Below are 25,096 nucleotides of genomic sequence, written 5' to 3' on the forward strand. Positions count from 1 at the left end.
ACGCAGGCTGCTCGTCCGGCGATCGGACACAGACCGGACACGGTGACAGCACTCCCGACAAGGGACCCTTCATCGCCCGTCACTCAGTGATGCGCGCTGGGGGCTCCCGGGGAGCAGGTACCCGATGCCCGGCATCACGAGGTCGAGCGCGCATTCAACGAGCTCGATTGCGGAGCGACTCACCCTTCGGCCGGACACAACCCGAACGGCCAGCCGGAACACGGACGGAGCGGCGGACGCCGGTAGACCGCGAGTGCCCGAGGCCGGCAAGGCCGCAGGGCGCGAGAGCGGTAGCGGTCGGTCGGACGGCGGGAGCGGCGTAGACCGTGTTCCGGCTGGGACCAACGGGCTTGTTATATGCGCCAAAAGTGTCCGCGACACCGTCGACGGCATTGTTGATGCGGAACTGTCGGCCTCGGATGCCTTGGGGCTGCGGTTCCCGAGGCCCAACATGGTGGCCTCGGCAGCGGCGCTGTTCGAACCGGCCGAACCATGGGCGCATGGACGGGACCGGCTGGATGTCGAACCTGAGTGCGGGCGATTCCGGATCACGATCGGCCCGGGCGTCGTCCGTCTCGGCTGGACCAATCCCGTTCGCGCGGAGAAGGCATCTGAGCGGACCGTGGGCCAGCACATGCAGGACGTAGCGGGCGAGGTAGACCGCATAAAGGCCGGTCGTGATGTGCCTGACCCGTCGGGCCGTGCGATCACCGAATGGTCCCGCAAGTCGCGTGCGGCGATGTGCCGCACCTTCGCCGAGCTGGACTACACGCCGATGGTGGAAAGCGGACGGGTACCCGCGATGGTCACGCTGACCTACCCCGGCGACTGGGAATCGGTCGCACCCGATGGAGCCAGCGTAAAGCGACATATGATGCTGTGGCGCAAACGATTTCAGCGCGAATGGGGTGAACCAGCGCGCTACATCTGGAAGATGGAATTTCAACGCCGCGGCGCACCACACATTCACCTATGGATGGCTCCCCCGTATACCGTCGGTCGATCAGGCCGTAGGTTCAGCGAATGGTTGTCGCAGGAATGGGCGGAAGTCGTCGCCCATCCCGACCCTGAACAACGCACACGCCACTTGCGCGCCGGTACGGCTATCGACAGCCTCAACGGATTGCGTGCTTGCGACCCCAAACGCTTGGCGATCTACTTCACGAAGCACTCATCACCGAATAGATTGGGCGACAAGGAATACCAGCACATCGTTCCGGAGGCCTGGCGGCGGCCGGGCCGCGGACCGGGTCGCTTTTGGGGGGTCCACGGGTTGGAACGAGCAACCGCAGTCGTTGAGATCGCCCAGGACGCATACCTGACGGCCCGAAGGATCATCCGTCGGTGGTCTCGCTCACAGGCCATTCATAGCGATTGCACCCACTGCTTCCCCACCGCACTCGTTCCGCGAATGACCCGCGTCGCAGTTCAACGAACAAACTCCAAGACTGGCAAAGTACGCCACCGCAACGTCTGTCGGAGGCGACTTCTCTGCCGCCAAGGCGGCTTCGCGGGTGGCTACGCCCTTGTGAACGACGGACCAGCGTTCGCATCCCAGCTCGCGGCAGCGTTATCGGCGGATCGGGCGAAGGCGGTGCGCGACGAACAACTCGCGGGCCGTAAGTGATCTAACGCAATTCACCTCTGACCGTCGCATTGCAGCAACCGGCTACATACGCTTAGCACGTGACCATCGAACTGTCGCCGCGCCTGCCGGATGGTGAGCGGCCGAGGAATCATCAGGAATTGGCCGCTGAGCAGATGGACCTGGACAACGTGATCAACGAGCTACTCCTGCGGCTGGAGGATCATAAATATCGTTGGGAGCTTTATGAATTCGGACTTTCCGACACTGAAGAGCGACGTCAGGTGCACACAGTCATTGAGCAGCTGCGGCTGGCGGTGCATACGGGTGGGCCAGCCGTACTTCATCCGCTGCGTCACGCGCTGTCTGTAGCTCACTCCGACGACCCCGCGTCGCCTGGATGCTCCGGATAGTCCGAGTCGCGGGCCATGCTCAGCTGCGCACTACCGTCCACGCGGTGCGGGGGACGGCTAGCGCGGTCGTAAACCGACAAAAACGAGGTCGTGAATTGTTCTGGCAATTCGATCTTCGTCGAGCGCATCGTCAAGCACTAGGTAGGTCAGTGCGCTGGTCGTGACGGCACCGAATAGCGCGATCGCGGCAACTGCTGGGTTGTCGAGGGTCACGAGTGAGCCGTCGCCGGCGCCAGCGCGAAGTAACGTCTCGACGGGTGCGAAGTATGCGGCGCTGATCATGTCGGCGATGACGGGCATGCGGGCGGCGCGGCCCAGTTCCCCGATGAGAGCGCGGCAGACGGCGGGTCTCTGTGCCATCACGCGCAGCTGGGCACTGATGACTGCGTGCAGGCGCTGAGCGGCGGAGCCTTCTGCCTCCACGACTGCGGCGACCTCGTGCGCGACTTGCTGTAGGACGTCTTCGAGGAGGAAGGCGAGTATTTCCTCTTTGCCGGCGAAGTAGTAGTAAAGGGTGGCCTTGGCGATGCCGGTGGTGGCGGCGACGTCTTCGATCTTGGTGTCGTTGAGCCCGCGGTCTGCGAAAAGTGCCGCCGCCGGCGGCAGGCGGTCGGCAATTTTTCGCGGAACCTCGCGCATTGACGCTCCTCTCGGTTGGACTTACAGTCTAAACTACTGGATTAGACAGCCGTATAATTAGATTCACAGCGGTAGGAGCTCAGATGACGACGGTGCAACTTCGCTACGACCCGTTCGATGCGACGATTCAGGACGATCTCTACCCCATCTACCGGCAGCTGCGCGACAAAGCCCCGCTGTATCGCGCAGCCGATTCCAACACGTGGGTTTTCAGTCGCCACGAAGATGTCGTCAGCGCGCTGCTTGACCATCACACCTACTCATCCGTGGACGGCATATTTCCAACTCCACCGGGCTCAGATTTCCACGCATCGTTCTTGCCCATGATGATTTTGATGGATCCCCCGCGACACGATCAGCTGCGCGCGTTGGTAAGCAAGGCGTTCACCCCGCGGCGCATCGCGGCGTTAAGTAGTGGGATTGAGGACCTGGCGGAGGATTTATCAGATTGCCTTGACCGGGGCGCAGGGTCGGTTGACTTTGCCGCCGACTTTGCCGCCGTCCTGCCGGCCATGGTGATCGCTGATTTGCTCGGCATTCCTCGCGAGGACCGCGCACAGTTTCGGCAGTGGTCAACCACGATGGTCCAGTCCAATCCGGCGCGCGGTGAGATGGGCGAGGGGCTGGCCGCGGCTGCGGCCGTCTATGCCTACTTCACCGACTTCCTCGCCGAGCGTCGACGCGAACCGCGCGGCGACTTGATGTCGGCCTTGGTGTCCGCCGAGATCGACGGAAAGCGTCTTACTGACGAGGACCTCCTTGGCTTTTGCCTGTTGCTGCTCATCGCAGGCCATGAGACCACCTCGAACCTGCTCAGCAACGCCGCAGTAGTGCTTGCGAGCGATCCCGACATTCGCCGACGACTAGTCGCCGATGACAACTTGCTTGGTCCCGCAGTTGAGGAGCTCCTCCGGTATGACTCACCGGTGCAAGGACTTTCACGAACTCTGACCCGCGACGTCACGCTGCATGGCGTCACGATGTCCGTCGGTGATTCAGTGCTGCTGTTGTTCGGCTCGGCTAACCGTGACGAACGAGTGTTTGCTGATCCCGACGTGTTCGATATCGGGCGCAAACCCGAACATCAAGTGGCGTTCGGCCGAGGTATCCACTTCTGTCTCGGTGCGTCATTAGCGCGGATGGAGGCCCGGATAGCGTTGCGCGCCCTGCTGGCCCGAGTGCCCAACTGGGAAGTCGACCTAGAGAACGCGCAGCGCCTGCGGTCGGGCCTCATCCGGGGCTATATGTCTTTGCCTATCTCGTGGTCGGCAAATTAGCCGAACTGCGCGTCAGGCAGAGCGGCTGGGGCGGCGCCATTCCCGCGGAGCGGGATCACTACGATGCGGGCTCGTCGACCTTGCGGCGGTGCGCGGCGAGGAAGTCATCGACGATGCGCTCACAGTCTTGACGATCGATGGCACGCAGCCCGGTGAGGCGCGCGAAGGCGACCGGCCCCACGAGTTGGCACAGGATCAGCTCGGGGTCGAATTCATCGAGGTCGGCGCAGGCTTCGGGGCTTTGCAAAAGTAGATCGAACGGCTGGCGATACTGCTCGATGATCCGGGTCCGCAGCGCGTGCCGATCGTAGGTCTCCTGAGTGCTGTTTGATGTTGGGCCAAGCGCGACCCAAGCCAGTGTGGTGACGTGCAGCGGCGCCTCCTGGAACAGCGTGGCCTGTCGGCTCAACAGTTCGATGAGTTGGTCGCGCAACGATCCCGTCGCCGGCGGAAGGTGAACCTGCGGCAGCAGCCGTTCAAATGTGGCGGCCAGTAGTTGAGTGGAGCTGCTGAAGTGGCGATAGAGGGTCGTGCGCGCAACTTTAGAGGCCTTGGTGACCGCGTCTATGGTGACGGCTTCAATCCCGCCGGCGCTGAGGAGTTTGGTGGCTGCATCTAATAGCCGGGTCCGGGAGCGCACCAGGCGCGGATCGACATCGTCGTCGACCGGCATGTCAAAACCGTCGCGCTCCATATGGTCACCGTAAACCCTACGCATACCTGGCCCGCACCGAATCGCATCTGCATTGGCGATTGATCCAGCCACTACCCAACTAACGCTACTGTTGGTAGCATAGCGCTACCAATAGTACAGTTATTCGTAGGGGTTTGTGCGTAGTAGGGGGATTCGTGATCAGGCAACGGCTCGAACAACCCGTGGTCCAAAAGGCCACCAATGCACGGCTGGCATGTCGGTTCATGAGGCCATCCCACGAACCCTCCCAACTTGTGCGGCAGGGACTCGCACACGCCGAGGATGGCGTTCTGCGATGAATGCGCTGCTTGCGCTAACCAGGACCCAAGTGTGGATGAGTGCGGCTCGCGGTTTCAGGCTCAGCGGCCGCACCATTACCAGTGACATCCACCGAACGCCGCCGGACCAAGACCGCGTTCGTCCTCGGCATTACCCGCCTCGCTACTGCTCATACCTGGACGACAATTTGATGAACCGGGAAATGTACAACCACGTGCACGACGATCCCACCAGGCTAACTTCCCGGCTGGCTTTTCGTCTGCGGCGTTCATGAACCTTTCAGAATTTCGGCGACGGTGCGTCGTCACGGTCAATCAACCTGCGCGCCGAGGGGCACGTCGCGCCAGGCGCGAAATGCTGGTCCGTCGCCTGCGGGGTGCTCTCGGGCCAATCCAGGTGAGTAGTGCGGTAGCGGTCGACGGGTGCACGCCTGTCGCGGTTTCGGCGACGAAGCGAAAGGGTACTAGCGGTACTGTTCCGACACCGTTAGTTTCTTTTGGGATAACGGAGGTGGGGGATGGCGGACAACGGGTGGGTTTCCTCGGGGGTGGCGACGCTGAGTCGCCCAGTTCGGGAGCAACTTCGCAAGGTCGCGGCGGGCGAGGGCGCATACAGTGATCGACTAGCTCGCCTGGCGGGGTTCAGCATCCGACATAAGGTGCTGGTCATCGGGGCGTGGGTGGTGACCGCCGGCGTCCTGGCGATGCTGTTCCCCCAGCTGGAAACCGTTGTGAAACAGCAGTCGGTGAATCTGGTCCCCCCTGATGCTCCATCGCTGCAGACGGTTGACCGGATGGGCACGGCATTCGGCGAGCAGGGGTCCAAGACCACCGTCTTTGTTGCATTCGAGGACCCGACGGGCCTGACTGCGCCGGTGCGTCAGCGCTACAAAACGATGGTTTCGCGGTTGCGTGCCGACTCCCAGCACGTGCGACTGGTTCAGGATCTGTTAGCCGACCCCGTTACTGCGGGTCAGGCGATGAGCCAGGATGGCAAGGCGTGGTATGTGCCGGTCGGGGTAGCTGGCACGCTCGGCGATCCTAGAGCGGCGGAATCCGTTCGGGCGGTGCGCGCTATTGTCGCCGAGTCGTTTAGCGGTACGTCCACGATCGTTCGTGTAACCGGACCTCCCGCGACATTCAGCGATCTAATCGATTCGGCTGAGCAGGATTTGATTGGCATCTCCATCGTGACAGCCGGTCTGATCGCGGTGATTTTGCTGGTCATCTATCGGTCACTAGTTACCGCGTTGCTGCCATTGCTCGTGATCGGTGTGAGCCTGGCGGTCGGGCGCGGGGTGCTCTCGGCGCTGGGCGAATCAGGAATGCCGGTGTCGCAATTCACGATTGCGTTCATGACTGCCATCTTGTTGGGTGCCGGCACCGATTATTCCGTGTTTCTGATCAGCCGGTATCACGAGCAGCGCCGCCAGATGATTTCGGCTGACCTGGCTGTGATTAACGCAACCGCCACCATCGGGCGGGTGATCATGGCTTCCGCCGCGACTGTGGCGTTTGCGTTTCTATCCTTGGTCTTTGCGAAGCTGAGCGTATTTAGCGCATTAGGCCCGGCGTGCGCGATCGCTGTCTTTGTCGGAGTCGCAGCTACAGTAACGTTGTTTCCTCCGGTATTGGCGCTTGCCGCGAAACATGGCATTGGCGAACCCAAAGCTGACCGCACGCGCCGATACTGGAACTGGATCGCCGTGGCCGTGGTCCGCCGACCCGCCCCACTGCTGGCCGCCAGCCTGGCACTTGTATTAGGCCTCGCGGCTGTCGCGCTGACTATGCACATCAGCTACGACGATCGGCAAGGACAGCCGGCGACGACCACCAGCAATGAGGGCTATCGCTTGCTGGATAGGCATTTCCGCAAAGATATCGTCATCACACAGTTCATGGTCGTCGAATCACCCACAGATATGCGCACCAGTAAAGGCCTAGCCGACCTAGATGAAATGGCGTCTCGAGTGTCGCAATTGCCGGGCGTCACCAAGGTTTCCGGTGTCACTCGGCCCACCGGTGCACGCCTCGATCAGGCACAGCTCTCGTGGCAAAACGGCCAGATCGGCAACAAGATGGCCGGCGCGGTCGCCAAGGGAGACGCCCATAAGGACGACCTGGCCAAACTCACCAGTGGCGCCGACCAACTCGCCGGCGGCCTGGCGCAACTTGACACCACCCTGCGCACGGCATTGACACCGCTGACCGCGGTCCTTACCCAAGCCCAGTCCAGCGGATCGCAATTTCAACACTTTCGCCCTCTGCTGCAGCAACTTTCGGCTACCACACCAACCATCGATCAAGCGATCCGAACCGGGCCGGGACTGCGTCAAGAAGCTCAACAAGCCCAAAACGCGATCGCCACGATCGATCCGCTGGTTGGTGCGCTCAACACCTCCCCGTGGTGTGCCACCACACCCGAGTGTGCCCAGATCCGCGATCAGGTGCAGATTCTGGTGACCTTGCGCGATGGCGGCTTTTTCAGCCAGCTCGCCAACCTGGGCGACATGTACCAGCCGGGCAGCGACAATGCGGCGGGCACCGTAGCAGATCTGCAGAGCACGGTCACCTCGCTGAACAAGGCTTTCGGAGCACTCGGCGATCCCGCCGACATGGCCGGCAATATCCGCCGCCTCCAAAACGGCATCAGCCAGCTCGCGTCGGGTGCACAAGCCCTGGCCACCGGCGTGCACACCCTTGCCGACAGCAACATCGAAATGTTGTCCGGCATGAGTCAGGTCGCCACCCAATTACAAAATTCCGCGCGGTCCAGCGCCGGTTCGGACAACGCCAGCGGCTTTTACCTGCCCGCCAACACCTTCGAGAATCGCCAGTTCGCCGATGTGGCAAAACATTTTATGTCGGCCGATGGCAAGACCGCCCGCTTCGCGATCGAATCGAGCTACAACCCCTACAGCAGCCAAGCGATGGATCTCGCTCAGAAAATCACCGAAGTTGCCGGGGCCGCACGCCCGAACACCTCCCTGGCCAACGCCACGATATCGATGGCCGGTTTCCCCGCCGTCAACTCCGATATTCAGCGCCTGCTGTCGGCCGACTTTCATCTGCTGGCGATCGCCACGCTCGTCATCGTCGGAGTGATCCTTGTCCTTCTCCTGCGTGCCTTGCTGGCCCCGCTCTACCTCCTCGGTACGGTCGTACTCAACTATGGCGCGGCACTGGGCATTGGGACGCTCGTCTTCCAATACGGCCTGGGTAAGGAAATCGCCTGGCCCGTACCGCTTGTGGCGTTCATCATCCTGGTCGCCGTCGGCGCCGACTACAACATGCTGCTGATCTCGCGGTTACGCGAAGAATCCGCTCACAACATTCGCGTCGGCGTGCTACGCACGGTCGCAAACACCGGTTCAGTCATCACCTCAGCCGGGCTCATCTTCGCCGCGAGTATGTTCGGCCTGATGGTCGGCTCTGTCGGAATCATGATCCAAGTCGGATTCATCGTCGGCTGCGGCCTACTACTCGACACCTTCGTCGTTCGCACCCTCACGGTGCCCGCGATCGCTACGCTCCTGCGCGAGGCCAGCTGGTGGCCGCAACGGAAATCCTCGACTCACAACGGCCGACCACACCGGACCACATGACAATTGGCCGAGAGCGCATCCGCACCAGCGACGGGATCACTCTCGTGGCCGATTGCTACCGGCACGCCGCGACTCACCCCGTCGTGTTGCTGCTCCATGGCGGCGGCCAGAACCGTCACGCGTGGGCCACCACCGCCCGTCGACTCTATTCCCACGGCTACACCGTCGTCGCCTACGACACACGAGGTCACGGCGACAGCGACTGGGACCCGAGCGGACAATATGACATCGAACGGTTTGTGTCCGATCTGATCTCGGTACGAGGACACGTCAGCGCCGACAGTCCCCCCGCCGTCGTCGGCGCGTCGCTGGGTGGGCTGATCATCCTCGCTACCCATCTGCTGGCCCCACCCGACCTCTGGGCAGCCGTTGTCCTGGTCGACATCACCCCGCGAATGGAATTTCATGGGGCCCGTCGCATCCTGTCATTCATGGCCGGACACCCCGACGGATTCGGCACGCTCAATGATGCCGCCGATGTCATCGCCGAATACAACCCACGCCGCGCGCGACCCGAAAATCTCGACGGCCTGCACAAGGTTCTGCGCCAACGTAGCGATGGCCGATGGATCTGGCGCTGGGACCCGGCCTTCATCAGCTCCAACTTCGATGTCCTCCAAGGCAATCTCATGACGGGCAGCGAGGAGTTCGACGCCATCAGCGGATTCCTCGCCGAAGGAGCACGTCGAATCACGGCCCCAACGCTGTTGGTACGCGGGGCACTTTCAGACGTAGTCTCCCAGGAAACCGTCAGCGAATTCCGCCAGCTCGTCAGGCACGCCGAAACGACGGACGTCACCGGCACCGGTCACATGGTTGCCGGCGACAACAACGACGCGTTCACCGCCGCGGTTACCGACTTCCTCGACCGCGCCATGAGGACCCTGACATAAGCATCCAGCGAGTCTTCAGCCACCCGGGCTACTGATGTGCCATGGCTTTGGGTTGTGTTGCGTCTGAGTCATTCTCGTCGACAGGAAGGTCGTGCCGAATCGCTCGGACGCGACCTCGCGGCAGACACGCCACGTATCCGTGACACTTGCCATAGAGTTCCCACGAGGTCGCCGCTACATCCGGGTCGACGTCGATGCGGTGGCCGGGGGAGAAACAGAGATGTAAGGCCCCGTCGTCGTCGCACCAGGCGCGCGTGCAGATCGCTCCGGCAAGGTCCAACAGTGGCCGCTCCTCGGGCGAAAGGTTGATGGGGTCGATCAACACTTCATCCGACGGCCAGGCTCCTGCCGGCGGGAGGGTCAGTCGCAGCGGTCGGGAAATCACCAATTCGTTGTAACCGTCGAGGTCGAGTATGAGCCCTTCGTGCAGCGAGACTCGCTGAACGGTGCATTGCTCAATCCATTGCGTGTGCATAACCGCCCCCTTCGACGCGTCGGTGAGTCCCATCTATGCTACCGATAGTAGCGCAACGATACTATTAGTATTCCTATGCGCTATCGCGGGCGTTCCATGCATCAAGAATGCGCTGCAAACCTCGATCAATGCGCTCGCGCGCCTCCCCTGCCGTGCGGCTCTGGTGTGGCTGCGGTCGGTTGACCTGCCGTATGCATGCAGTCGTCGGAATGCGAACACTACGGACCGATCTGAGTTGTCATCCCCAAGTGCGACCATCCCAATATGGCGATCACCATCCCATCCGGCCGGCCCAACTGGCGCTTCATGCGCTACGTTCGGCCGCCGACGAGAGACTCGAAGTTGGAGCCTCTGTACCCATTGAGGCCGGCAACGCGCCCGGTGCGGCTGGGCATTGATGTCGGGACCATCGCGGAGCCGCCGGAGGAGGGCTACATCACCGGGTTCCTGACGCGCGACGAGATCGAGGTGCACCTATTGATCCCGGCGGCAACGGAAGCTCCGAGCGGGTGGACCGAGTTGCTCGATGAACCGCCTTGCCACACCGTCAATTTCACGAACGTAGCTGACGCAGGCAAGTTCTGCGACGCGGCCGAGTTCTCCGTCAGCACCGCTCGTGGCGAGAGCTACCGTGCCTGGTCCAAGGCTCGGTTCTTCGCCGCGTACCAGCAGCTCGATGAGCACGATGCGCCGGACGGCCTCCCCCCGTTGACGCTCGATCAGCGACATCGTGCAGCTGCCTATGCTGCCGCCGCCGGGGCTGTTGGCATCGATGCCATCGTCACCACCGCCCCCACTGCGGGACGAACAGATGTCGCCGACAACGATGTGGTCGTCAGCGTGACACCCGACGCGGCTGTACCACTCATCGGTCACTACTTGCGGGTGACTAGCAATCCGGTTGTGACGGTCGAGCGCGGCATGTTGGTGGGTGGCGGAAGCTGGGAGACGACGGAGTCGACTGCGACCATCGTCAATCTTTACGACTGGGGCACGGTCAGCGGATTGCCATACTTCGATGCCGCTTCAATGTTTGCGGCTGCCGCTAAAGGTGGACCTGAGGCCGCAGAGGCATTCACGTCGGTTCGCATCCGCCTGAGACGTGCAGCGCGCGCGTTCGACGATCTGCTGGCCGCGCTGTCGAACCCGCTGGACGGGAAGCGGAACGAAGATGTTGCCGAGGCTACCGCTGAAGCTTTTGACCGTGAATTACTCTATCTTGCAGCAGTTTTCGATATTTTCGGGCGTGCTTACCAAGCGATGGTCGACCCGTCAGTTGATCGGAAAAAGGCTCGGGGATCACTCGACTCGCGGACCTTCATCGACAAGGAAGTGCGAACGCAGTACGACCAGTCACTTTTGGGTGACGTGACGCGCCTGCGGGTGTATGCGTGGCTCTGCAAGCAGTTGAGGAATCACATCCACGATGGCGTTCTTGCCGTCGACACCCACCCTGGCCGCAGCTACGGCAACACGATGAACGTGGCGCTGAATCTCAGTGTGATTCCCGAGTTAGCCCTCGGTGCCGACAATGAGATGACTCAGCACCACTACGACGCGCTGGGAGTGTGGCAGACCGAACCTGTTTCGCCCTTTACCGGTTCGTCAATGGTGGCCGACCTTGCGACAACCGGTTTCACCCTCATCCGAGCGGCGCTCGAGTACATCGAAGCGTTCACGAAACTTATCGTCCGGAACAAACCGGCGAATGCGCCGTCGTCTAGTGCGTTCCTGGGATGCGTGCAGGCTCGTCCGGGCGAGGTCGAGCCAGCGCCCCCAAAGCGAGCAGTGTTCTATCAAGCACTGTTCGGATTACATCCGGACAGCGTGTAGTGGACCCCTAGCAGCCCGACACGAGGTTGACGCCGTCATGGACCCGCGAATGAGTTTCTTCGTCGAACGCGTCCAGTACACGCACCGCGAATGCAGGATTCATCGCTGACTGAACTTCCTCCCTTGTCATCCAACGAACCTCGCGGGCTTCCGCAGTGGGGTGAGTGTCCCCATCGGCCGGATGGCAGCGGTAGACCAGAGCGACAATCCCATGGGTCAGGTTCTTGTAAACGCCGGTGAGACGTTCTACCTTCACCGTCAATCCGGTTTCCTCAAGGACTTCGCGCCGAACACCGTCCTCAAAAGATTCGCCTAGTTCGAGTACACCACCAGGGGCTTCCCAGTGGCCGTTGTCGTCCCGCCTGATCACGAGAACGCGATCATCGTCACGCACTACGATGCCGGCGACACTGACCGAGTGCTTAGGCGAGGTTGCCATTTCTGGGGTCCTCCTTGTTCGATGCCGGCAGAAGAGACACGGGTTGACTGGCTTCCTAGACTAGTCGTCTAGACATGTGATGGAAGGCCAGCGGGTGCTGCAACTTGGACAAATCGACAGAGCCGATGACAAGCCGCCATATCGGCAGATCGCGGGCATGTTGCGAGAAGCGATCCGTTCCAACCGGCTAGCTCCCGGGGAACGACTGCCGTCTGAGACGGAACTTATCGAGCATTTCGGTGTGGCACGCATGACGGTAAGACAAGCTGTGCAGGAGCTTCGTTCCGAGGGACTGGTCGTCTCGCAGCATGGCCGCGGGGTGTTTATTCGCCCGACGCCCCCCATCCGCCGGCTCGCGTCGGATCGATTCGCGCGACAGCATCGCGCGGCAGGCAAGGCGGCGTTTACCGTCGAGGCCGAGAAATCGGGTTACTCGCCGCAAGTCGACAATATTGCGGTGAGCCGCGAGAAGCCGAATTCGTTTGTAGCGGAACGACTTCGATTATCACCGGACGATGACATCGTCGTGCGATCGCGCCGCTACCTGGCGAATGGCCGACCGGTTGAAACGGCGGTCTCCTTCATCCCGGCTGCTTTCGCCGAAGGCACGAGGATCGAGCAGGTGGACACTGGGCCCGGGGGCATCTACGCCCGACTGGAAGAGAATGGCCACGTACTCGGTCACTTCACCGAGGAGGTCGCAGCCCGAATGCCCACTCCCGAAGAACGGCGGCAACTGGAACTCGAACCAGGCGTTCCCGTATTGACAGTGCTGCGAACCGCATATGACGCGAATGACGTGGCGGTTGAGGTCTGCGACACGGTGAAAGTTGCTTCCGCCTACCTGCTCGAATACGAGTTCCCGGCCCGCTGAGCCCAAAGTCTTCGATCAACTGGGCGTCGACCGTTGCACTCCTCTAGACGACTATGTAACCTCAACTTGTCTAGAGCAGTTCTCATGAAAGGTCGACAAATGTCTGTGCCGAAATGGCTCAAGGTGTCACACCAGCAGGTTTTCCCACGCAAAGCGTTTGTGGTGTCCGACGTGACGGCGGTGATCGATTACGAGCGGTCGACGAAGGACAACAAGGTCCAGGCGACTGATCGAGAATCAGGCGCTCCGTTGTGGCAGGTCGAAGTCCTCGACGGCGACCCGACAGCTAGTAAGCGAGCGCGCACTCTCACCGTCAAGTTCGCAACGCCCAAGCAGCCTGTGTGCCCACCGAACACTGCCGGAATGCCCTTCACACCAGTGATTTTCGAGGAACTATACATATTGCCGTACGTAGACCGTTCGAGCGAATCCGGCCGCATCGCGTGGTCGTTTCGGGCCTCGGGTATGACTGCGGACACCGGCAAGGCGGGGTCCTCAGCGGGAGACCGGGTGTCAGCATGAGTCCGTACGACCCCGTAGTACCTAGCGATCCGTATTCGATTCCAGATCCCGACGCCGGCATCGACTTCTTTGACCTCACGCACCTGCTGGCGGTCGGCGCCATGTGGCTCATTGCGGTGATCGGCGTGGTCGCCGTTTCGCTCGTCGTTTGGAGAGTGCGTTCCCCCGCCACATTTGGGCGTTATGTTGCAACACCAGCATGTCGGGCCCGATGGCTGATCTGGGCATCGATCTCCTGGCCACGGGTTGCCAAGGCCTGCGGGTTGTCGACTCCCGAGCACGTCACACGCACGGACGCACAGGGCAAGAGCAGGACGAGGACAGTTTGGACTCATCCTCGCCTTCTCGGGGTGAGCATGTTCGGCGACTGCCTACGGATGACAGTCCGAACACGGACCGGCCAGACGGTGGACGACCTCGAAAACGCGGTCCCCGCAATTCGTGACGCTGTCGGGGCGCATTCCGCCCGCTCGACACTGATCGGCCCCGGCACGGTTCGCGTGGAATTCGTTATGAAACAATGCCTTTCAGAGGCAGAGACCGCTGCATTCCCAACCAGCGTCGAGCCGACGGGCGTCGAGGTCGGCCGGCGTGAGAATGGGTCGGCATGGACTCTGCGCGTCGCCGGCCTGCACACCCTCACTGTTGGGTGCTCGGGTGCGGGCAAGGGCTCCGTTTTTTGGGGCATTGCAGGCGGATTAGGCCCAGCCATCAAGGCGGGAACCGTGCGGCTGTTCGCCGTGGATCTCAAGTACGGGATCGAAGTGTCAGTCGGGTCTGCACTATTCAGCGGCATTGCGACGACCGAGGCCAACGCCGCGAGACTGCTGACCAACTTGGAGGAGCTACTAGACAGCCGCGGTCGCAGGATGGCCGGCCGAGCGCGTTCGCACACACCGAGCACCGCCGAACCGCTCGTCGTGCTGCTCATCGATGAATTCGCGGGCTTGACCGCATACATGACGGACGCGGCACTGAGGAAGCAAGTTGCGGGCTCACTCTCACGCATCCTGACAAAGGGTAGGGCTGTAGGCATCGTGGTCGCCGCATTCATGCAGGACCCTCGCAAGGAGATTCTGCCCATGCGCGGGTTGTTCACCCAAACCGTCGCACTGCGGCTGCGCTCACGCGACGAAGTCGCCATGGTCTTGGGTGACGGCCTCGCCGACGCCGCCCCCGCGCATCGGATCAACCCAAATGAGCCTGGTACCGGATACGTCATCGCCGAAGACGGGTCAACGATGCGAGTACGCGCCGACTTCTGGCCCGATTCGCTAATCCGTTCTGTCGCACAAGAATACGGGCCTACAAGCTCAAGTCGCGCTGGTTCAGCAGAGAACTGAGGACATCGGCATGACAACCCTCGGCATCAAAACCAGCGCCACCGCGACAGCGACCTTTCCAGAGCTTCTAACAGCGGAGCAGGTGGCCGAGCTGCTTGGCGTGTCCGCTGCGACGGTGAGTCGATGGGGCGCATTGCGCGAACACGGCGCAGACGTGGGACCGCCCTGCTACACGCTATCTGATCGCGTAAGACGTTGGGACGCAGCTGAAGTCCGCGCATGGCTTCGTAAGGTGCGTCGCTAAGTGGCCGGATCGGTCCCGCGCGGTATCCGAAAGCGGATCAATTCGGCCGGTCTGCCGCGCTATCAAGTGCGCTACCTGGTGCGTGATTCAGACTCCCCGTCGGGATGGGCTGAGACGTCGTCGACGTTCGCCACCTTGCGAGAGGCGCGGGCATTCAAGGCCGACCGGGATGGCGAAGCGGCGATCGGCGCCAGACGCTTCGACCCCCGACTTGGCCGGGCCAAACTCGCCGCTGTCTGGACGCAATACAGCGCGTTGAAACGCCCCGCAGTGTCGCCCAAGACCTGGAGCGGCTACACCCAGCATTGGGAACTACGCATCAGTCCGCGTTTCGGCCACGTCCCGGTTGATGAAATCAGCCGAAAGGATATACAGCAATTCATCGATTCCATGACCGTCGGTCCCTGGGCCAAACTCGCCACGCTGCGGCTGCTGCGGTCGATTCTCGACATGGCGCGCGAGGACGGTCGAATCCACAGCAACCCGGCTGACGGGGTGTCATCCGGGCGGATACCCACCCGAGAACGCCACCGCTATCTGACCGCCACCGAAGTCGCCGCCCTGGCAGCCGCATGCGGCGACCACGGCGACGTGGTGATCATCCTCGCCTTCACCGGCCTGCGCTGGTCCGAACTCGTCGGCCTGCGGGTCGGCGACATCGACCTAACTGCGCGTCGGCTCTATGTCCGCCAGGCCGCGCCAGAAGTGGAAGGCCGGATCATCGTCGGGCCGCCAAAAACTCGCGCCGCCGCCCGAACCGTCCCACTCCCCCAAATCGTCATCGACGCGCTCAAACCAAGGATCGATAATCGCGCGCCCACAGAACATGCAATCACCTCGCCAAATGGCGGGTTCCTCAGATCAAACAACTGGCGCCGGCATACCGACTGGAACGAAGCCCTAAAGAAAACCGGACTGGTGCCGCTGACGATTCACGACCTGCGCCACACCTACGCCAGCCTGGCCCGGGCCTCCGGCGCCGACCTCCGCTACGTCCAGAAGACGATGGGGCACTCGACGCCGACCGTCACCGCGAACATCTACAGCGACCTCTATTCAGACGAACTCGACCACGTAGCCACGAATCTCGACCGGCTTCAGGACGTCGCCAAAAACCGGGCGAACGGACAGGAACCGGACACACCGAACCATCCATAGAGTGCCATCACCGCGTCCGTGCAGCTCAAGACTGGTGGCCAGGGGCGGGATCGAACCGCCGACCTTCCGCTTTTCAGGCGGACGCTCATACCGACTGAGCTACCTGGCCGGAAGGCAGTGTGTGCCTCGCCGCATTGGCGACCCTGACGGGACTTGAACCCGCGACCTCCGCCGTGACAGGGCGGCGCGCTAACCAACTGCGCCACAGGGCCTTGCTGTGCTGCTGTGCTCCACGTCTCCGCGTTGCAAGTACCCCCTACGGGATTCGAACCCGCGCTACCGCCTTGAAAGGGCGGCGTCCTAGGCCTCTAGACGAAGGGGGCCAGAACCGAATCTCTTCGGGGTCGTCGCAACGTGGTTACCGTTGGGAGCCACGCCAGCTTAGGTCACCCCGGGCCTAATCCTCAAACGAGCATCGCTGCGGACGCGGCATTCTGGTTAACGCTGCACTCTTCAAGGCCCCGATAGCTTAGCTGGCAGAGCGACGGACTTTTAATCGGTGTACCTGGGTGTTTGCCGCGGCGACCGGCGTCGGCGCATGCGGGACATATCGCTCCTACCTGCATCGACAAGGATTGTCGCGCTGGTCGGAGCTGGGCGGGTCTAAAAGCACCTCAGTCGGGACGGGTGAGGTGTGTTTCGGCCAGCTTGCGGAAGGCCGCCACCAATCGGCTGCGATCGTCGGCGCGGGTGGCGACGACGACATGGCTGGGCTCGACGCCCTCGAGGGGAATCGTGGTCAGGTCGGGCCGTAACGCGTTTGCATGAACTCCGGCCGAAATCGCCACCGCCTGGCCGGCGGCGATCACTTCGAATTTGTCTTGGGGCGCGTCGATGAATGGGCCGTCGGGTGCGCGCGTTCCGTCGGGACGCGGATCGACACGCCAGTAAGCACTCCAGGCGGGATCGGAGTCCCGGACCCGCGGCATCGGTTCGCCGGCGATGTCGTCAAGGGTGACCGATTCCTTGCCGGCCAGGCGGTGATCCACCGGCACCACCAGCACCCGTGGCTCGTCGTAGAGGATCGTGACGTGCAGTCCAGTGGTCGGAAATGGCAGCCGCGTCACCAGCGCATCGACCCGATGGTCGACCAGCGCGTCACGCGCCTGATTCCAATCCACATGCACGGCTTGCACTTCGGCGTCCGGGTGCTCGCGGCGCATCTCTCGAACCGCGGGTGTGACGATCAGACCCATCGTGTAGCCGATGGTGATTCGGCTGGGCTCTGCGGCGGCCCGGGTCTCCGCCGCGGCGCGGGCCGCCGAGCGCAGCAGCGCCTTGGCCGACGGCAGGAATGTCTCGCCGGCCCCGGTGAGCCGGGTGCCCTGCGGTGTACGGTCCAGCAGCCGCGCGCCGAGCTGGTGTTCGAGTTGGCGGATCTGCCGGCTGAGCGACGGCTGCGCAACGCGCAATGCGGCGGCAGCGCGGCCGAAGTGGCGGTGGTCGGCCACCGCCACGAAGTACCGCACCAGCCGAAGGTCAAGATCGACCGCATCGCCCATACCCGCATGGTACCGGCCGGCATGGCCCCGATACCTGTCAAAGCCCCGAATGAGCTGCGGTGATGCCTAAATCGCATTGAGACATTCGAAACGGGTCTTGGACATGGTTAGGCCGTTGGTCGCATCGTGGAGTCACCGCAACACCGCTACATCAAGGGGGAGCGCACATGCGTGTCTTCGTCACCGGCGCAACCGGATTCATCGGCTCGGCCGTCGTCCGCGAGCTCACCGATGCCGGCCACCAGGCAATCGGGTTGGCCCGATCGGATGCGGCCGCCGCGGCGCTGCGCGGCGCCGGCGCCGAGGTGCATCGCGGCGCACTCGATGACCTGGGCGCCCTGCGCCGCGGCGCCGCCGCGGCCGACGGCGTCATCCACACCGCGTTCATCCACGACTTCTCCGACTACGCGGCCGCCGCCGAAGCGGATCGGCGCGCGATCGAAGCAATCGCGGAAGCGCTGGCGGGGTCCGATCGGCCGTTGGTCGTCGCGTCGGGGATGGCCGCCCTCACGCCGGGCCGGCTCGCCACCGAAGAAGACGCCGTCAATCCGAACCTTCCGCGCGTGTCCGAACAAACGGCGCTGCCATTCGCCGAGCGCGGGGTGCGGGTGTCGGTGCTGCGGCTACCACCGTCGGTGCACGGCGAGGGTGATCATGGTTTCGTCGCGCATCTCATCAATACCGCTCGCGCCAAAGGCATTTCGGTCTACCCGGGCGATGGTGCGAACCGCTGGTCCGCTGTGCACCGGCTCGACGCCGCGCGGCTGTTCCGGTTGGCCCTGGAATATGCTTCCGCCGGTGCGCGACTGCACGCGATCGGCGACGAGGGCGTACCCGTTCGCGACATCGCGGAGGTGATCGGCCGGCATCTGGGGCTGCCGGTGAATTCCATTCCCGCACAGACGGCCTTCGATCACTTCGGCTTCATCGGCGCGATCTTCGCGATGGACACGGGCGCGTCGAGCGCGCTGACCCAAAGCCGGATGGACTGGCACCCTTCACGTCCCGGCCTCATCGCGGATCTCGAAGAGGGCCATTACTTCAAGGAGTAAGCACCCGTGCCCACTTCCCGAAGCAGCGTTATCGGGGCGCTCTTTCTGATCATCGGCGCTATCGGGTTCGTCGGCGCCGAGGCCGTCGCGGCCAACCGATGGACGGACCCGAACTACAGCTACCGATTCGATTACATCAGCGATCTCGGCAATCCGGTCCCGCACGACTTCGTCTTCGAACACACCGTCAACTCTCCCTGGCATGTCGTGATGAATCTGGGATTCGTCAGCCAGGGCATCCTGTTCGCGATCGCGACGGCATTGCTGTATCGCCTCTTTCGTGGGCGCTCCCGTTTCGTCGTCCTGGGATGCGGAATCATCCACGGCAGCGGGATGGTGCTCGCCGGCGTGTTTCATCAGCAGTCGGTGAATGCCGTTGAGATGGCCATCCATTGGATCGGCGCGCACGGGATCATATTCGGTCCCATCGGCATCGCTTTGGTCGGCGTGCTCGGCGGACGCGCAGGCGCCTCGGCCTGGTATCGCGCCATGTCCGCCGCCCTGGGATTTGGCGGTATCCTCTCGGGCCTCGCGCTCGTCTACATTCCCGCGGTGCGGACGATCACCGGGGGAGGGACCTTGGAGCGGATCACGATGTACGGGCTTTTCATGTGGCAAGTCGTAACCGGCATCTCACTTCTGCTCAAAGCTCGACACCAGTAAGGAAGATGTTGGGCGTGCGGCGATGACCCTGGATCTCTACGGGCATCTCCTTGACGATGACCTGTCAGCGGTCGCCGAAGCGTGAACAAAGCCATCTGGCACTGCGGTAATATCCGGTATTCGGAACCAGATCCGAAGACGGCGGAGACGATTCCCGCAGCCAGTTAGCACAAGCCCCTATAGCTCAGTTGGTAGAGCTACGGACTTTTAATCCGCAGGTCCTAGGTTCGAGTCCTAGTGGGGGCACCAGAAATCAGGTATCACCTGGGCCGATGCTTGACTGTCAGCTTCGGCAACGTCCGACAACGTTTCGGCCGTCGCGTGGCAGCTTCTGCGACGGCTTGCTTGCGCACTAATCCCGGTCTGAGACTGCTCCCCGTGACCGGGACCACGGCAGCCCGTTCGGTCGTCCGGCGGCTTGGCTATGCTTCCCGAAATGAACGAGGACGACGCCTACACCCCACCGCCCGTTGCCGCTCCCACCCCGTCGGTCACCGCGCCCGTCGCATTGGTGACGATGGAAATCCGTCATCCTGCAACGGATTCGCTGACCGAGTCGACCAACCGAGAGCTCAAACACTTGCTCGCGGATAGCCTGCCGATCGAACGTCAGGCCCAGGACATGAGTTGGGGAATGGCCGCGCCCGGCGCCGCCCCGACACCGACGGCAGAGCGTTTTGTCCGCTTCGTCAACCGCGACAACACCTTGGCCGCATCCATCAAGAGTCAAGCGATCGTCATCGAGACCACCAACTACACCACCTTCGAGGCGCTGCGGGACATCGCGATGCGGGTCGTGGACGCTCGCGCGCAGGTCTCGTCCCTGGTCGGGGTTGAGCGCATCGGCCTGCGCTATGTCCTCGAGATCCGCGTCCCCGTGGGGGTCGACGGCCGCGTCGAGTGGGGCAACTGGATCGCCGAGCCACTGCTCGGGCCGCAGCGCCTGGCGCCCGCTGGCCTGTTCCTCACCGAATGGCAGGGTGCCGCGGTGTACCGCGAGCCACAGCCCGGCAGGTCGCTCGTGGTCCGCTACGGCCCCGGCTTCGGTCAGGCGCTCGACGCGAACTACCACCTGCGCCGCGTCACCCCGGCCCAACCCGGCCCCTACTTCCTGATGGACATCGACAGCTTCTGGACGCCGGTGGGCTCCATTCCCGAATACCATCGGGACGAGCTGCTCTCGACCTATGCGGCCCTCTACGACCCGGCCCGGTCGGTCTTTCAGGAGATGCTCACCAACCGCATGAAGGACGACCTGCTCCGTCAATAGGCCCTGGCTTAGCGCCCAAGCACCGCGTTGCAATAGGTGATGTCGGCGAAGGCCCTGGCGACGTCGTCGTCGGCGTAGGTGAAGCCGTTCGCGGCGTGCAACTCCGCCACCGTTCGCGGCGAAACCTGCCACCCGCGCTGCTTCAGATAGTCGACGATATGGCTGCGCTGGCCGTGGTACACCAGGTCGTTGAAATCGACCTCGAATCCGAGTTCGCTCATCCGATCATGGTGTGCGCGCCACCGCGGGTCCGCGAAAGCCGCGGTGTCGGGCACGAATTCGAAGGCGAGCCGACTGCCGGGGGCACTCAGCGCGGTGATGTTGTCGAACAGCGCGTCCTGGGCGTCGTCGGGAAGGTAAACCAGCAATCCCTCGGCGCTCCACGCCGCGGGAGCCGTCGGGTCGAAGCCGGCGGCCCGCAGCGCCGCGGCCCAGTCGTCGCGCAAATCGATCGCGACGGTGCGCCGCTCGGCCGTCGGCTCCGCACCGAGATCAGCCAGGGTGAGGGTCTTGAACTCGATCACCTCGGGCATGTCGACCTCGTAGACCACGGTGTCCGCCGGCCACGGCAGGCGGTAGGCGCGCGCGTCGAGACCCGATGCGAGGATTACCGCCTGGCCGATGCCGCTCCGGGTCGCCTCGAGGAAGAAGTCGTCATAGAACCGGGTGCGCACGGCCATCCCTCGCGCCATCCGGTGCGGATCGAATTCGGAATCCCCACCGACGGGAATCTGGCCGTTCACCAGCCGGACATAGACGTCAATTCCGACGGCACGTACCAACGGGGCGGCGTAGGGATCATCGATGAACTGGTGCTCGGTGGACAGCGCCCGCTGCGCGGCCACCATGGTCGCCGTCGCCCCGACGCTCGACGCGAGATCCCAGCGATCACTATCGGAGCGCGCCATCGCCATCCCCCCCGTGAAATCCGGATAAATATAGGTTGTCTAGTTAATACCACAGCACGGAGCCCTCAACGCCGGGCCAACCCGCAGCTGTGACGGACTTCGCCCGGCTCAACTCGCATGTGACAGCGCTCCGGCCGCGCCCGCTATTATTTGCGCATGCATGCAGGTAATAGCGAAGGGCGGTTGCCCGACGACCAGGCCGGTCTGGTGGTCGAGGTTTTCCGAATGCTGGCCGACGCCACCCGCGTGCAGGTGCTCTGGTCGCTGACGCATCGCGAGATGTCGGTCAACGAACTCGCCGAGCACGTCGGCAAGCCCGCGCCGTCGGTGTCCCAACACTTGGCCAAGCTGCGGATGGCCCGCCTGGTCCGCACCCGGCGCGACGGGACCACCATTTTCTACAGCCTGGAAAACGATCACGTGCGCCAGCTCGTCACCGATGCCGTCTTCAACGCCGAGCATGCGGGTCCCGGGGTTCCCCGTCATCACCGCGCCGAGGGCGGGCTGAAGGCCGTGAATCTTCCTGAGCCGCAATAGATTTCGCGTTTATTGAAAACGGCGCACAGCCACGCCTGACGGGCGAGCCCAGGATCGGGCTAGACCTTAGGGCAGTAGTGCATCGGGTTGTCCCGCTCGTCCAGCGGCGGCAGATTGCGCGCGGGCGTCTGCACCAGCGGGGCATCGGCCGGGATCCGCCCGACGGCGCGATCCCAGCCGGCGCGGGCCCGCGGATGCTTCTGATACCGGCGCGGAACGAGGGCGAAGACCAGCCGGACAATATTGCCGAAACGGCGGTGCAGCCATTCGTCGCGGCGCGACCACCGGTAGCCCATCAGCTCACGCACCGGCGGATCGTAGAGCCCGACGGTGAGCCACACGAAGAACGGGGCCAGCAATCGGCGCTGCGCGGCCCACAGCCGATCCGGCACCCAGGAGGCGAACGGCGGTGGGCCAAGTTCGGTCAGATCGAGTACCGCGCGTGCCGCGAAGTTGTTCTCCAACACGTTGCGGCACATGTGATCCCAGTAGTCCTGGAATTCCTCCCAGGATGCCGGCACCGGCCGCATGCTCATGCCGTACATGCGATACCACTCGATGTGTTCGTCGAACAGCTGGCGCTTCTGGTCTTCGGTCAGGCCGCCGCAGAACCGCTCGGCGACATGGATGGTGCCGACGAAAAACGTGGCGTGCGCCCAGTAGAAGACGTCGGGGTTCAGCGCGTGATACCGGCGGCCTTGCGCGTCGGTGCCCTTGATCGTGGTGTGGTAGTCGCGCACCTCCGCGCCCGTCGTCGGCGCCCGGTCGCCGTCGAAAACGACACCGCCGATCGGATACAGCGAGCGCATCAGCCGCGGCCAGCGTTCACGGAAGAACGTCGAGTGCTGCTCGACCGCCGCGCCCAGCTGCGGGTGCATGTTCTGCATGGATCCCGCCCAGGGCCCCTGCAACATGCCGCGCCAATCGCCGAAGTAGCGCCACGTGAGCGAATCCGGACCGAGCGGGACCGGCGGCGTGTCGTAGCCCAGCGGCGAGACCGGGCACCCGCCCGCCACCCCCGGCTCGGCGGCGCCGGTCGAGTCGCTGTCGGCTTTGGTGCTGGTCAGCGGGCACGCCGCCGACGTATCTTGAGTCACTGGTCGTTTTCCTAGGGAATCTGACTACATGCGTTGTCAATATTGAGCTTAGGGAGTGCAGTGCCGTCCGGTCAACGACGGAGCCGTTGGTCCGGCGTCCCGCTCGAGAATCGCCTCGCGCTACGACGAGAACACCTCATCGCCGCCGGCGTGCAATTGCTCGGCGAGGCCGGCGGGCCGGCGATGACCGTGCGCGCGGTGTGCCGCAAGGCCGCGCTGACCGAACGCTACTTCTACGAGAGCTTCTCCGACCGCGACGAATTCGTGCGGGCCGTCTACGACGACGTCTGCACCCGGGCCATGGCCACCCTGGTGTCGGCGCAAACGCCCGCGGAGGCCGTCGAGCAATTTGTCGAGTTGATGGTCGACGACCCGGCCCGCGGGCGCGTGCTGCTGCTGGCGCCCACGGTCGAACCCGTGCTGACCCGGTCGGGGGCCGAGTGGATGCCCAATTTCATCGAGCTACTGCAACGCAAGCTGTCCCGGATCGACGACCCGGTGCTGCAGAAAATGATCGCCACCAGCCTGATCGGCGGGCTGACGAGCCTGTTCATCGCATACCTGAACGGACGGTTGGGGGCCACCCGCAAGCAATTCATCGACTACTGCGTCGGGATGCTGATGAGCACCGCCAACAGCTACGTCCCCAGCCTGCCGCCGCTGCGCGATTGAGACGCGATTGGTGCCTGCCGCGCCGCAGTTGAAACTTGATGCTACTGAAGTACACAGATATATTGACTGCAACCCGTAGACACAGATAACTGGAGGGGCCATGTCAGCTGAGCTGACAAACCTACAGCTGTTGCAAGAGCTCGAACCGGTCGTCGAGAAGTACCTGAACCGGCACGAGAGCATGCACAAAGACTGGAACCCGCACGACTACATCCCGTGGTCGGACGGCAAAAACTTCTACGCGCTCGGCGGCCAGGATTGGAGCCCCGAGCAGAGCAAGCTGTCTGACCTCGCCCAGGTGGCGATGGTGCAAAACCTGATGACCGAAGACAACCTGCCGTCGTACCACCGCGAGATCGCGATGAACTTCGGCCTGGACGGTCCCTGGGGCCAGTGGGTCAACCGCTGGACCGCCGAGGAGAACCGGCACGGGATCGCGCTGCGCGACTACCTGGTGGTGACCCGCGCCGTCGACCCGGTCGAGCTGGAAAAACTCCGCCTCGAGGTGGTCAACCGGGGCTTCAGCCCGGGCCAGAACCACCAGGTTCGAGCCGACCTGTTCGCCGAGAGCCTGTTCGACTCGATCATCTACGTCACGTTCCAGGAGCTGGCGACGCGAATTTCGCACCGCAACACCGGCAAGGCCTGCAACGAGACGGTCGCCGACCAACTGCTGGCCAAGATCTCGGCCGACGAGAACCTGCACATGATCTTCTACCGGGATGTCAGCGAGGCGGGGTTCGCGGCGGCACCGAACCAGGCGATGAGGTCGCTGCACAAGGTGCTGCGCAATTTCCAGATGCCCGGCTTCCAGGTCCCCGAGTTTCGCCGCAAGGCCGTCTTCATCGCCGTCGGCGGGGTGTACGACCCCCGCATCCACCTCGACGATGTCGTCATGCCGGTGATGAAGAAGTGGCGCATTTTCGAGCGCGAGGACTTCACCGGCGAGGCGGCCGCGCTGCGCGACGACCTTGCCCTGCTGATCAAGGAACTCGAGGAGGCCTGCGACAAGTTCGAGGTGTCCAAGCAGCGCCAACTCGACCGGGAAGCCCGTACCGGCAAGAAGGTCACCGCACACGAGCTGCATCAAACCGCCGGCAAGCTAGTGATGAGCCGCCGGTAG

General features: G+C 63.2%; 24 protein-coding genes and 4 tRNA genes. 18 read left to right on the plus strand and 10 right to left on the minus strand.

From position 1 onward, the window contains the following. The first annotated feature begins 253 nt into the window (after nucleotides 1-253). Both G6N66_RS23230 and G6N66_RS23235 read left to right on the plus strand, forming a co-directional pair. Nucleotides 254-1,627: a rolling circle replication-associated protein gene (locus tag G6N66_RS23230; RefSeq protein ID WP_224097131.1), complete on the plus strand. Its 1,374-nt coding sequence runs from the start codon at nucleotides 254-256 to the stop codon at nucleotides 1,625-1,627. Nucleotides 1,628-1,686: 59 nt separating this feature from the next. Next, nucleotides 1,687-1,998 carry a hypothetical protein gene (locus G6N66_RS23235; RefSeq protein ID WP_131806047.1) on the plus strand — a complete coding sequence of 104 codons (312 nt, stop codon included), beginning with the start codon at nucleotides 1,687-1,689 and terminating at the stop codon, nucleotides 1,996-1,998. 57 nt (nucleotides 1,999-2,055) lie between these two features. On the opposite strand, the gene G6N66_RS23240 is transcribed toward G6N66_RS23235, so the two are convergent. Next, nucleotides 2,056-2,637: a TetR/AcrR family transcriptional regulator gene (locus G6N66_RS23240; RefSeq protein ID WP_014710943.1), complete on the minus strand. Its 582-nt coding sequence runs from the start codon at nucleotides 2,635-2,637 to the stop codon at nucleotides 2,056-2,058. An 83-nt stretch (nucleotides 2,638-2,720) separates the two neighbouring features. Between G6N66_RS23240 and G6N66_RS23245 the strand changes: the two genes are divergently transcribed. After that, entirely contained in the window at nucleotides 2,721-3,914 is a 1,194-nt protein-coding gene (locus tag G6N66_RS23245; RefSeq protein ID WP_014710942.1) for a cytochrome P450, read from the plus strand. Nucleotides 3,915-3,972: 58 nt separating this feature from the next. On the opposite strand, the gene G6N66_RS23250 is transcribed toward G6N66_RS23245, so the two are convergent. After that, nucleotides 3,973-4,608 (minus strand): TetR/AcrR family transcriptional regulator, encoded by a 636-nt coding sequence (locus tag G6N66_RS23250; protein ID WP_014710941.1) that lies wholly within the window; start codon nucleotides 4,606-4,608, stop codon nucleotides 3,973-3,975. Nucleotides 4,609-5,404: 796 nt separating this feature from the next. On the opposite strand from G6N66_RS23250, the gene G6N66_RS23255 reads away from it, so the two are divergent. Together G6N66_RS23255 and G6N66_RS23260 are read left to right on the plus strand one after the other, a co-directional pair. Continuing rightward, nucleotides 5,405-8,491, plus strand: a complete 3,087-nt coding sequence (locus G6N66_RS23255; RefSeq protein ID WP_024636820.1) for an MMPL/RND family transporter — start codon at nucleotides 5,405-5,407, stop codon at nucleotides 8,489-8,491. Beyond that, nucleotides 8,488-9,384 carry an alpha/beta fold hydrolase gene (locus G6N66_RS23260; protein ID WP_014710939.1) on the plus strand — a complete coding sequence of 299 codons (897 nt, stop codon included), beginning with the start codon at nucleotides 8,488-8,490 and terminating at the stop codon, nucleotides 9,382-9,384. The genes G6N66_RS23255 and G6N66_RS23260 overlap by 4 nt, the downstream gene beginning before the upstream one ends. Before the next feature lie 28 nt (nucleotides 9,385-9,412). Here G6N66_RS23260 and G6N66_RS23265 read toward each other — a convergent pair whose 3' ends face one another. Further along, a complete protein-coding gene (locus tag G6N66_RS23265; protein WP_014710938.1) occupies nucleotides 9,413-9,859 on the minus strand; it encodes a DUF6188 family protein in 447 nt (148 codons plus the stop codon). 264 nt (nucleotides 9,860-10,123) lie between these two features. Here G6N66_RS23265 and G6N66_RS23270 point away from each other — a divergent pair, with 264 nt between their 5' ends. Continuing rightward, nucleotides 10,124-11,692 (plus strand): hypothetical protein, encoded by a 1,569-nt coding sequence (locus G6N66_RS23270; RefSeq protein WP_224097130.1) that lies wholly within the window; start codon nucleotides 10,124-10,126, stop codon nucleotides 11,690-11,692. A 7-nt stretch (nucleotides 11,693-11,699) separates the two neighbouring features. On the opposite strand, the gene G6N66_RS23275 is transcribed toward G6N66_RS23270, so the two are convergent. Beyond that, nucleotides 11,700-12,131 (minus strand): NUDIX hydrolase, encoded by a 432-nt coding sequence (locus tag G6N66_RS23275; protein ID WP_008263949.1) that lies wholly within the window; start codon nucleotides 12,129-12,131, stop codon nucleotides 11,700-11,702. Nucleotides 12,132-12,210: 79 nt separating this feature from the next. Here G6N66_RS23275 and G6N66_RS23280 point away from each other — a divergent pair, with 79 nt between their 5' ends. The 5 genes from G6N66_RS23280 to G6N66_RS23300 all read left to right on the plus strand — a co-directional run bounded on the left by G6N66_RS23280 (nucleotide 12,211) and on the right by G6N66_RS23300 (nucleotide 16,272). Continuing rightward, nucleotides 12,211-13,005 carry a GntR family transcriptional regulator gene (locus G6N66_RS23280; RefSeq protein WP_020821582.1) on the plus strand — a complete coding sequence of 265 codons (795 nt, stop codon included), beginning with the start codon at nucleotides 12,211-12,213 and terminating at the stop codon, nucleotides 13,003-13,005. A gap of 99 nt (nucleotides 13,006-13,104) precedes the next feature. Next, nucleotides 13,105-13,527, plus strand: coding sequence for a hypothetical protein (locus G6N66_RS23285; protein WP_008263947.1), 423 nt, complete (start codon nucleotides 13,105-13,107; stop codon nucleotides 13,525-13,527). Further along, a complete protein-coding gene (locus G6N66_RS23290) occupies nucleotides 13,524-14,870 on the plus strand; it encodes a hypothetical protein (protein ID WP_020821580.1) in 1,347 nt (448 codons plus the stop codon). Before G6N66_RS23285 ends, G6N66_RS23290 begins: the two co-directional genes overlap by 4 nt. 10 nt (nucleotides 14,871-14,880) lie before the next feature. Beyond that, the gene (locus G6N66_RS29765) at nucleotides 14,881-15,114 is read left to right on the plus strand and encodes a helix-turn-helix transcriptional regulator (protein WP_008263943.1); all 234 of its coding nucleotides are present in this window, start codon (nucleotides 14,881-14,883) and stop codon (nucleotides 15,112-15,114) included. Next, a complete protein-coding gene (locus G6N66_RS23300; RefSeq protein WP_008263933.1) occupies nucleotides 15,115-16,272 on the plus strand; it encodes a tyrosine-type recombinase/integrase in 1,158 nt (385 codons plus the stop codon). It begins immediately after the preceding gene. Between the two features lie 32 nt (nucleotides 16,273-16,304). Here the strand turns inward: G6N66_RS23300 and G6N66_RS23305 are convergent. From G6N66_RS23305 to G6N66_RS23320, 4 genes are all read right to left on the minus strand, one after another. After that, nucleotides 16,305-16,381: transfer RNA gene (locus G6N66_RS23305), tRNA-Phe, on the minus strand. A 26-nt stretch (nucleotides 16,382-16,407) separates the two neighbouring features. Beyond that, nucleotides 16,408-16,484: transfer RNA gene (locus G6N66_RS23310), tRNA-Asp, on the minus strand. A gap of 38 nt (nucleotides 16,485-16,522) precedes the next feature. Beyond that, nucleotides 16,523-16,595, minus strand: a tRNA-Glu gene (locus tag G6N66_RS23315). A gap of 291 nt (nucleotides 16,596-16,886) precedes the next feature. Beyond that, a complete protein-coding gene (locus tag G6N66_RS23320) occupies nucleotides 16,887-17,774 on the minus strand; it encodes a LysR family transcriptional regulator (protein ID WP_085234664.1) in 888 nt (295 codons plus the stop codon). Nucleotides 17,775-17,941: 167 nt separating this feature from the next. Here G6N66_RS23320 and G6N66_RS23325 point away from each other — a divergent pair, with 167 nt between their 5' ends. The 4 genes from G6N66_RS23325 to G6N66_RS23340 all read left to right on the plus strand — a co-directional run bounded on the left by G6N66_RS23325 (nucleotide 17,942) and on the right by G6N66_RS23340 (nucleotide 20,759). Beyond that, entirely contained in the window at nucleotides 17,942-18,826 is an 885-nt protein-coding gene (locus G6N66_RS23325; protein ID WP_085234665.1) for an SDR family oxidoreductase, read from the plus strand. Between the two features lie 6 nt (nucleotides 18,827-18,832). Continuing rightward, on the plus strand, nucleotides 18,833-19,489 hold the full coding sequence (locus G6N66_RS23330) for a DUF998 domain-containing protein (protein WP_085234666.1): 657 nt from the start codon (nucleotides 18,833-18,835) through the stop codon (nucleotides 19,487-19,489). A gap of 173 nt (nucleotides 19,490-19,662) precedes the next feature. Beyond that, nucleotides 19,663-19,738, plus strand: a tRNA-Lys gene (locus G6N66_RS23335). 175 nt (nucleotides 19,739-19,913) lie between these two features. Beyond that, complete coding sequence (locus G6N66_RS23340) at nucleotides 19,914-20,759, plus strand: TIGR04255 family protein (RefSeq protein WP_085234667.1); 846 nt, start codon at nucleotides 19,914-19,916, stop codon at nucleotides 20,757-20,759. Between the two features lie 8 nt (nucleotides 20,760-20,767). Here G6N66_RS23340 and G6N66_RS23345 read toward each other — a convergent pair whose 3' ends face one another. Further along, entirely contained in the window at nucleotides 20,768-21,667 is a 900-nt protein-coding gene (locus G6N66_RS23345) for a class I SAM-dependent methyltransferase (protein ID WP_085234848.1), read from the minus strand. Between the two features lie 156 nt (nucleotides 21,668-21,823). Between G6N66_RS23345 and G6N66_RS23350 the strand changes: the two genes are divergently transcribed. Further along, on the plus strand, nucleotides 21,824-22,204 hold the full coding sequence (locus tag G6N66_RS23350; RefSeq protein WP_085234668.1) for an ArsR/SmtB family transcription factor: 381 nt from the start codon (nucleotides 21,824-21,826) through the stop codon (nucleotides 22,202-22,204). A gap of 59 nt (nucleotides 22,205-22,263) precedes the next feature. Here the strand turns inward: G6N66_RS23350 and G6N66_RS23355 are convergent, their stop codons facing one another. Continuing rightward, complete coding sequence (locus tag G6N66_RS23355) at nucleotides 22,264-23,301, minus strand: oxygenase MpaB family protein (protein WP_085234669.1); 1,038 nt, start codon at nucleotides 23,299-23,301, stop codon at nucleotides 22,264-22,266. Between the two features lie 60 nt (nucleotides 23,302-23,361). Between G6N66_RS23355 and G6N66_RS23360 the strand changes: the two genes are divergently transcribed. Next, complete coding sequence (locus G6N66_RS23360) at nucleotides 23,362-23,973, plus strand: TetR/AcrR family transcriptional regulator (RefSeq protein ID WP_085234670.1); 612 nt, start codon at nucleotides 23,362-23,364, stop codon at nucleotides 23,971-23,973. 100 nt (nucleotides 23,974-24,073) lie between these two features. After that, entirely contained in the window at nucleotides 24,074-25,096 is a 1,023-nt protein-coding gene (locus G6N66_RS23365; RefSeq protein ID WP_085234671.1) for an acyl-ACP desaturase, read from the plus strand.

This window comes from Mycobacterium conspicuum (genome assembly GCF_010730195.1).
In the GTDB taxonomy this organism is placed as follows: domain Bacteria; phylum Actinomycetota; class Actinomycetes; order Mycobacteriales; family Mycobacteriaceae; genus Mycobacterium; species Mycobacterium conspicuum.